Origin of the sequence: Anaerosporobacter sp., assembly GCF_031551385.1 — a bacterium.
GTDB lineage: Bacteria > Bacillota > Clostridia > Lachnospirales > Lachnospiraceae > Anaerosporobacter.
Genome location: NZ_JAVBNS010000273.1, coordinates 1 through 9,673, shown reverse-complemented (window position 1 = coordinate 9,673; position 9,673 = coordinate 1). Strand labels below are relative to the sequence as shown.

Sequence of the window (9,673 nt, the reverse complement as noted above, 5' to 3'; positions counted from 1 at the left end):
ATATGAAATTATAAAAAATCTATAAAAGTATTGACCAATAGTCATTTTTGTGATATAACGTTAAATGTAGATTATGACCGATGGTCATTTGTTGGCAAAGACTTAACATAAGCAATGAGAACGATAAATTGCGTATGGAGTGGCCAAAAAAGGGAGAATAAAAGGAGTGAAGAAAAATGATAGGATTTGGAAAATTTATTACCAAGCATAAGAAGTTAATCGTAATATTGTCCGTATTGTTATTGATACCAGCTATATTTGGTTATATCAATACAAGAGTAAATTACGACATCTTAGCATACTTACCAGAAGATATTGAGACAATGGTAGGTCAACAAATCTTAGTAGATGATTTTAAAACAGGTGCCTTCTCGATGATTGTTATAGAGGGAATGGAAGAGAAAGATGTAAGTGAGTTAAAATCAAAGATTGAACAGGTTGATACTGTAAGTAAAGTAATATGGTATGATTCGTTATTAGATATCTCAGTTCCAATGACAATGTTACCAGACAAATTCAAAGATGCATTCAATACAGAGAATTCTACAATGATGGCAGTTACATTTGAGCAATCGACATCAGCAGATGAAACAATGGATGCAATCACAGAAATTAGAAAACTAGCAAACAAGCAAGTATTTGTTAGTGGTATGTCAGCAATTATTACAGATACAAAAGAATTATCAGAGAAGGAAACACCAATCTATGTATTAATTGCAGTAATTCTTTCTATGATTGTACTTGGTTTAACAATGAATTCATTCTTAGTACCAATATTATTTATGTTAAGTATAGGGGCGGCGATTATCTATAACTTAGGCACGAATATTATGTTCGGAGAGATTTCTTATATAACAAAAGCATTGAGTGCTGTACTACAGCTTGGAGTTACAATGGATTACTCCATATTCTTGCTACATAGCTATGAAGAAAATAAAGGGAGATACCCTGGAGATAATGATCGTGCAATGGCACATGCAATTTCCAATACAATTAGTTCTGTAGTTGGTAGCTCCATTACAACCGTTGCTGGTTTCTTGGCATTATGCTTTATGAGTTTCACTCTTGGAAAAGACCTTGGCCTTGTTATGGCAAAAGGTGTTGTAATGGGAGTTATCACTTGTGTAACATTATTACCAGCATTAATTCTTCTATGTGATAAGGCGATAGAAAAAACAAGCCATGGAGATATTTTCCCAAGTCTTGATGGAATTTCAACATTCGTAACAAAACATTATATAGCATTTGCAGTGGCATTTATTGTGTTACTAGTACCAGCAGTATACGGCAATAACAATACAAAAGTTTACTATGACTTAACAGCTTCATTGCCAGATAGTTTAGACAGTGTAAAGGCGAACAAGAAATTGCAAGACGAGTATAACATGAATACAACACATATGTTGTTGATTAAGAATGATGTTAGCAGTAAAGATTATCGTGATATGATGAGTCAAATCCGTAAGTTAGATGGAGTTGAATGGGTAATCGGACTTGATAGTGTACTTGGTCCGAATGTTCCAGTTAGTATGTTACCAGAAAGTTTAGTAAGTACAGTAAGAACAGATTTGTATCAATTAGAATTAATCAGTTCTAGCTATAAAGTAGCAAGTGATGAAGTAAATGATCAAATTGATAAAATAAACGAAATTGTAAAATCGTATAGTGAGGATTCACTTGTAGTTGGAGAAGCACCATTAACAAAAGATTTAATTGATATTACTGATATTGATTTTAAGAATGTTAGTATGGTATCAATTGGAGTAATCTTCTTAATTATATTAGTATTATTCCGCTCAATATCTTTACCAGTAATTTTAGTATCTGTTATTGAATTTGCTATATTTGTAAATATGGGTATTCCTTTCTATACAAACACAACATTACCATTTATCGCTTCTGTTGTAATAGGAACAATTCAACTTGGAGCAACTGTTGACTATGCAATTTTGATGACAACAAGATATAAAAAAGAGCGTAATAAAGGAAAAGATAAGAAAGAAGCAATCACAATTGCGCATCAGGCTTCTATTAAATCGGTTATCGTTAGTGCATTGAGCTTCTTTGCAGCAACATTTGGTGTTGGTTTGTATTCTAACATTGACATGATAAGTGCATTATGTACATTAATGGCAAGAGGAGCACTAATTAGTATGGTTGTTGTAATCTTTGTATTACCATCTATGTTTATGATATTTGATAAAGTAATTTGTAAAACGTCAATGGGATTCGGTGTAAAAGAAAATTAGGAGGTAACTAAGTATGAATATGAATAAAAGAATTGTTACAGGTGCTATTATTGGAACATTGGGAGTATCTACAATATTTGGAGCAATGCAGATACCAGTAAAGGCAGTTGAATATAAAAATGTATTAACAAATGAAAGCTATAGCCAAATTATAAATGAGGTAACAACTACGGATGCTACTGCTCAAACAGTAAGGGAAGGAATTGAAAAGGAAGAAACAGTATATGCGAAAGCGGATGCATCTGGTAATGTAAGTCAAGTAATCGTTAGCGATTGGATAAAGAATTACAATAATGATGCTATAATTACAGATAAAACTACATTGAATGATATCGTTAATGTAAAGGGTGATGAGACATTTACACAAGATGCAAATGGTGAAATCGTATGGCAAGCCAATGGAAGTGATATCTATTACCAGGGAACAACAGATGCACAGTTACCTATTTCAATACATGCAACGTATAAGTTAGATGGAGTAGAAATTCAACCATCAGAATTAGAAGGTAAGAGTGGTCAATTAACAATTGAATATACGTATGATAATAACTCAAAAGTAGCAGGAAGCGATATGTATACTCCATTTACAGTAGTAGCAGCTACTATGTTAAAAACAGATAATTTTGCCAATGTAACAGCAGAGAATGCAAAAGTTATCTCCGACGGTGATAAATACGTTGTTGTTGGTGTTGCAATGCCAGGATTAAAAGATAGTTTAGATTTGGGTGATAATACAAAAGTACCTGATTCGATTACCATTCATGCAGACATTACAAACTATGAGCCAATTACTGTTTTAAATGTTGCCACAGCGGATTTGTTAAATGAAATAAATCTAGATGACAAAGATCAGTTAAAGGATTTAGCAGATGCAATGGATGAATTAGCAGATGCTTCTAAGAAATTAGTAGATGGTTCTGCAGATTTATCCGATGGATTAAATGAATTAAGAGATAAAACGAGTGAATATACAGATGGTGTTACAACGTTAACTAGCAATCTTAATGATTATATTGCAGGTGTTGCAAAAGTTACATCGGGTATTAAGACATTATACAATGGTTCAGGTGAATTGACAAAGGGTGTATCTAGCCTTGCAACAGGAGCGAAATCTCTTAACACAGGATTAAAACAAGCAAGTGATGGAGTGAATTCGCTTGTGACAAACTTTGATTCTTTAGCATCAGGTGCTAGTTCAATTAAGACCGGAGCAGATTCGCTTAATACAGCACTAAAACAATTAGAAGCTGGTAAACAAGCAGAAAATGAAGCATATGCAACATTAGCAGCAACTGTTGAGAATAATGAAAAGATTATTGCTGCGTTAAAAGCGGCGGGAGTAGATGAATCCCTTGTTGGAATGCTTGAGAAGAATACAGCAGGTCAAAAGCAAATAGCTGATGGATTAGCAACAAGTGGAGCACAGATAAAAGCAGGTTTATCACAAGCAGCAACCGGAGCTTCTTCCTTGGCAGATGGTTCGACTACATTATCTTCTGGTATCACTAAGATGAAAAAGGGAGCAAAATCACTTCAATCTGCAATGGGAGAATTAACAGCAGGAAGTAAAACCTTATTAGATGGTGCAAATAAATTAAATTCTGCAGCGGGAACTCTTAGTACAGGTATAAAGCAATTGTATGATGGTAGTACAACACTTGACGCAGCAAGTACAAAGATTAAGAATGCAACACCTAAGTTAGATGATGCAAGCTCAAAATTAGTTGATGGTGTTAAGACGGCAGCAGATGGTGGCAAAACACTTAAAGATGGTATGGCTGAGTTTGATCGAGATGGTATCTCTAAGCTAATTGATACTGTTGATGGTAAATTAGGCGATGTTATAGACAAATTCGATGATTTACAAGATGCAGCAAGCCAATACACAATATTCACAGATGCAAACAGTGAATTTAAGAGCAATGTTAAATTCATAATTGAATTGAATTAATCCTATCCTACATTAAACCTATTCATTCTAATTCATATAACAAAAACGTGTCCCTCAATAACGAATTCATAAGAATCAAGTTATAGAGGGACACGTTTTTTGTTTAAGTGGCACATTGATCAAGAGATGAATGTGTCCTATGCGTTAAGTTCTTTTTGTTCAGCTTTTGTAATAATATATTCATTGCCACGTTCCGCTTCCGCTTTAGCAATCGCATCTGTGATTCGTTGTTCAACAATAGCTGCAATCTCAATTGTCTTGAGATTTTTGTAATCTTCAAAGTAAAGTGGTTCAAGATAGTGAATTTGAACGGTTACTTTTTTTAATGATTTCGTATCAAATACTTTGTAAGAATCAAGTAGTGCAACTGGTACAATAGGGCACTTAGCAAATACAGCACTTTTGAAACTACCAGGCTTGAATTCTCCAATGTAATTTCCACGTTTACTACGTGTACCTTCCGCAAATAAGATAAAATTACGTCCTGCTTTCGCTTCCTTTGCCATGTTGTGAATAACCATCATAGATTGTTTCACATCTTCACGGTCAATAATAAGACATTGTAGAAGTTGAATAACTTGTTTTATTAGGATGATATCTTTAACTTCCTTTTTCATGACTGCAGCAAAGGGTCTTTCATGTGTTTCAAGAAATGCCAATGCATCAAATAAGCCTTGATGGTTAGGGAAGAGAATATATCCTGATTCTTTTGGTAAGTTTTCAAGACCATCACATACTACTTTTATTCGTCCTGCTTTATCTGCACGTTTTGTTACTTTGCGTAGATAAGAATAACGTATATTTGCATCATATTTCTCAGGGTGGTTACCATACTTACAGATATGATAAAACCAAGAAGGACATATTAAGAGATTTCGTAATACCATTAATGCAATTCTTCTCATTATACTCGCTCGCTTTCTTTGGAACTCAAGTATTAAAATTGTTAAATTAGCTATAGAACTATGTTCTATCGCTAGCTTATCTTGTTGCTAGACTCAAGAAATTACTACGTAATTTCTTGAGTTAACTTACGGCTCTTTCAGAGCTACGGTATCACACTACGTGTAATACCTAGAAGTAACTTCGTTACTTCCCGTAAGTTAGATTATACCACATTTCATATGCAGATGAAAGATGAATAGATATGCTTAACAAATTCTTAAACATTTGTATAAAAAGATAAAGACTTAGACAATCCCGAAGAATAGTGATAAGATATAGTTAGAAAATGTTATAATACAGTAGAATGGAGTATGTACCAGATGAAATTTAGTGAATTAACTGCACAGAGCCAATTGGTGAAGGCATTAGAAGTAGAGAAGATAACAAATCCAACAAGAGTTCAAGAACTAGTATATCCTATTATTATAGAAGGAAAAGATGTGATAGCGGAATCTGAAACAGGTTCTGGAAAGACACTTGCTTATCTTGTTCCGATTTTTGAGAAATATAGAGAGATACAGAAAACAAATCAAGTTATTATATTAGTACCAACACATGAGTTAGCGATGCAAGTTAATGCACAGGCAGAACGATTATGTAAGAATTCTGGAATTGAATTAAAGTCAGCTGTAATAATTGGGAATGTTAATATTACAAGACAGATTGAAAAATTAAAGGAAAAACCACAGATTATTATTGGTACAGCAGGAAGAATTCATGAATTAATAAAGAAGAAAAAAATCGCAGCACATACAGTGAAGACAATTGTTATTGATGAGGGAGATAAGCTTTTAAATGCGGATAATATAAAAGGCATTCAGGAAGTAATTAAATGTACAATGAAAGACCGACAATTGTTAGTGTTCTCAGCTAGTATAACAAAGAAAACGACACAAGTGGCTATGGATATGATGAAGGAAGCACAAGTGGTTCGAACAGAAAAGACACAGACAATTCCTACGAATATTGAGCATATTTGCATTGTTGTGGAACGTAGGGATAAGTTAGAGACATTGCATAAACTAACTAGAATATTGAAGGCAAAGAGAGCAATGATATTTATTAATAAGGTAAGTGATATAGAAGAAGCCGCCTACAAATTAGTATATCAAGGGCTAAAGGCAGAATGTCTCCACGGTTCGAATGTGAAAGAGGATCGTAAACGTGTAATAGAACAATTTCGTTCCAATAAGATTAATTACCTTATCGCAACAGATATAGCCGCAAGGGGTCTACATTTTGATGGTATTGATACGGTTTTCCATATCTCAATATCAGAAGATGAGATGGAGTATCTGCACCGAGCAGGACGTACAGGAAGAAATGGACAACCCGGAAGAAATGTATTAATTGTAACGAAAGAAGAATTACCACTTCTAAAGAAATACCAAAAGAAATTTGGTATTAATATTGTAGAAAAGAAGATGTACCAAGGAAAGTTAGTAAAAGGGTAACCTGTTACTGACGCTTTGGATGACAAAAAACACTCTCAATTAAGTAGTATCGTTATAGGATATCACTTGATTGAGAGTGTTTTTTGTTTAATATTTAGCATGACATAAAGATACATTGTTTGAAGAACATTTTAATATATATCGTAGTCAGTCCAATATAAATTATATAATTTCGTAACCCTTTAACATTCTTGCACGGCTAGGGTGTCTTAATTTTCTTAAAGCTTTTGCTTCGATTTGACGGATACGTTCTCTTGTAACATTGAATTCTTTACCAACTTCTTCAAGAGTTCGAGTTCGTCCATCTTTTAAACCAAAACGTAGAATTAAAACACGTTGCTCTCTTTCTGTTAACGTATCAAGTAATTTAGAAATCTGATCTTGTAATACAGAATAAGCAGCAGCGTCTTCTGGTCCAACGATAGTTTCGTCACGAATGAAATCGCCAAGATGACTGTCGTCTTCTTCGCCAATAGGGGTATCAAGTGAGATTGGATCAGCAGAAACCTTAAGGATTTCACGAACTTTTTCTAATGGCATATTCATAGCATCTGCAAGTTCTTGCTCAGAAGGTTCACGACCTAACTCTTGTAATAAACTTCTTGAAACACGATATGTTTTATTAATAACCTCAGACATATGAACAGGAATACGGATTGTACGTGATTGATCCGCGATTGATCTTGTGATTGCTTGACGAATCCACCAAGTAGCATACGTACTGAACTTGTAACCTTTTGTATAATCGAATTTATCAACCGCTTTGATAAGACCAAGGTTTCCTTCTTGAATTAAATCAAGGAAAGACAGACCTCTACCAACATAGCGTTTTGCAATACTTACAACAAGTCTTAAGTTAGATTCTGCAAGAGTCTGTTTTGCGGCTTCATCGCCTTGCTCTATCTTTTTCGCTAATTCAATTTCTTCAGCGATTGAAAGAAGAGGGTAACTACCAATTTCCTTAAGGTAGAGTTTGACTGGGTCATCACTCATAACATTGCTTGCACTTGCAAGATCTTCAACCATGGTAAGTTCTTCATCATTCTCCATTTCAAGAAGAAGATCTTCATCTGGTTCATCATCTGACTCATCTACAAGGTTGATAACAGCAATATTATGGCTTTCAAGATATTCATAAATCTTGTCAATTTGGTTTACATCAAGATTTAGCTCTTTGAAAAAATCATTAACTTTTTCAACTTCAAGAATACCTTTGTTTTTCTTGCCAAGGGAAACTAGCTCTTTTAATTTTTCTTCGAAAGTATTAATTAAATCACTCATTATTAGTATCTATCCTTTCTTGGTTGTAAGCGAACACTGTATATAGTAATCCCACTAATGGGCGAAAATATCACCAAATAGCATTGTAGCACATATAGTGCGATAATGCTACAAGAATTTAAAAGAAACTACATCTTAGCACAAAAATCATAGTCAAAATTCGTATTAATTATATTTCGCAGTATAGTATTTTGCATAGTGCTGTAGTATAATTGTATGCATATATGTTAATTGGAGTGTAAGAAAATCCACCAGTTAATAATATATGAGAATAGGAGACGAAATTATGAGTGAAAATTGTACAAGCAATTGTTCAACATGCTCTTCTGATTGTGCTTCTAGAAAGCCATCAAGAGAAGAAATGTTTGAAAAGACAAATGAATATAGTAATGTAAAGAAAGTAATTGGTGTAGTAAGTGGTAAAGGTGGAGTTGGAAAATCGTTAATCACGTCATCGCTTTCTGTATTAATGAGAAGAAAAGGATATCATACAGCAATCTTAGATGCGGATGTAACAGGACCATCAATCCCAAAAGCATTTGGTGTTCATGAAAAAGCATTAGCAGATGAGCATGGAATTATTCCAGCAGTAACAAAAGTAGGAACAAAATTAATGTCAGTTAATTTACTTTTAGAGAATGAAGAGACACCTGTTGTTTGGAGAGGCCCTGTAATTTCAGGAACGGTAAAACAATTCTGGAGTGAGGTAAACTGGGGAGATGTTGATTACATGTTTGTAGACATGCCACCAGGAACAGGAGATGTACCTTTAACCGTATTTCAATCGATTCCGCTAGATGGAATTGTTATCGTAACATCACCGCAAGAATTGGTTTCCATGATTGTAGCAAAAGCAGTTAATATGGCAAAAACAATGCAAGTACCAATACTTGGAGTAGTAGAAAATTATAGCTACTATGAGTGTGACAATTGTGGCACGAAATTATCCATATTTGGTGAAAGTCATGTAGAAGAAACAGCAGAAAAATATGATTTAGATGTACTTGCGAAGATTCCAATAAATCCTGAGATTGCTAAAAAAGTAGATGCAGGAGAGATTGAAGATATAGAAGCACCATGGTTAGACGAAGCAATAAGTAAGCTAGAAAGTAAATTAGCCAATAATTAAAAAAAGGGTTGAAACACGAATGGATAAAGTACGTGTTTCAACCTTTTCTAATGCATGAATTAATGTATCATGGAAACATCTACATCTAAAAAGTTTCTTATAGCAACGCTAATGCCACCAAGTAAAACGGAACTTTCTTGTAAAACAGAAGGTACAATTTTAATATAATTATTAATATGACTTGATAAATTCTCAATAATGCGTGTTATTAAATAAGGATTAAGCGTTGTAAAACGGCTATTAATAATAACAAGGTCTGGGTTAAACATGTTAAGAACATTGTTCACACAGATTGTCATATACCGAACAAAAGTATCCATAACAGAAAGTGCATCAGGATCTTTTTGTTCATATAACTTGGCAAATGTTGCAAAATCTATGTATGCAACATTCTTTGTTGATGCTAATTCTTGTAATAAAGCTCGTTCAGAAACATATTGTTCTAAACAACCTCTATTACCACAAGGGCAAGATCTTCCGCCAACATCAACAATAGTATGTCCGATTTCACCGGCATATCCTTTGCTACCAGAGTATAATGTATTGTTCATAATAATACCTAGACCAACACCAGTATGTACATTGATATTAGCGATATTAGGATAGTCATATTCAAATGTTTTCTCTCCAATTACGGATAGATTCGCTTCATTTTCTAATAGTA

Annotated in this window: 7 protein-coding genes; 4 read left to right on the top strand and 3 right to left on the bottom strand. The window is 33.9% G+C overall.

What is annotated here, in order from left to right; genetic code table 11:
• Positions 1–176: 176 nt before the first annotated feature.
• Together RMR19_RS20340 and RMR19_RS20335 are read left to right on the top strand one after the other, a co-directional pair.
• Entirely contained in the window at positions 177–2,249 is a 2,073-nt protein-coding gene (locus RMR19_RS20340) for an efflux RND transporter permease subunit (RefSeq protein WP_310605342.1), read from the top strand.
• A gap of 13 nt (positions 2,250–2,262) precedes the next feature.
• Positions 2,263–4,200, top strand: coding sequence for a hypothetical protein (locus RMR19_RS20335; RefSeq protein ID WP_310605341.1), 1,938 nt, complete (start codon positions 2,263–2,265; stop codon positions 4,198–4,200).
• Between the two features lie 137 nt (positions 4,201–4,337).
• On the opposite strand, the gene RMR19_RS20330 is transcribed toward RMR19_RS20335, so the two are convergent.
• Positions 4,338–5,105, bottom strand: a complete 768-nt coding sequence (locus RMR19_RS20330) for a lysophospholipid acyltransferase family protein (RefSeq protein ID WP_310605340.1) — start codon at positions 5,103–5,105, stop codon at positions 4,338–4,340.
• Positions 5,106–5,465: 360 nt separating this feature from the next.
• On the opposite strand from RMR19_RS20330, the gene RMR19_RS20325 reads away from it, so the two are divergent.
• Complete coding sequence (locus RMR19_RS20325; protein ID WP_310605339.1) at positions 5,466–6,599, top strand: DEAD/DEAH box helicase; 1,134 nt, start codon at positions 5,466–5,468, stop codon at positions 6,597–6,599.
• A 162-nt stretch (positions 6,600–6,761) separates the two neighbouring features.
• On the opposite strand, the gene rpoD is transcribed toward RMR19_RS20325, so the two are convergent.
• Entirely contained in the window at positions 6,762–7,880 is a 1,119-nt protein-coding gene (gene rpoD, locus RMR19_RS20320; protein WP_310605338.1) for an RNA polymerase sigma factor RpoD, read from the bottom strand.
• Between the two features lie 286 nt (positions 7,881–8,166).
• Here rpoD and RMR19_RS20315 point away from each other — a divergent pair, with 286 nt between their 5' ends.
• The gene (locus RMR19_RS20315) at positions 8,167–9,009 is read left to right on the top strand and encodes an Mrp/NBP35 family ATP-binding protein (protein ID WP_310605337.1); all 843 of its coding nucleotides are present in this window, start codon (positions 8,167–8,169) and stop codon (positions 9,007–9,009) included.
• A gap of 59 nt (positions 9,010–9,068) precedes the next feature.
• Here RMR19_RS20315 and RMR19_RS20310 read toward each other — a convergent pair.
• The coding region (locus tag RMR19_RS20310; RefSeq protein WP_310605336.1) for an ROK family protein at positions 9,069–9,673 on the bottom strand (605 nt) is incomplete at its 5' end.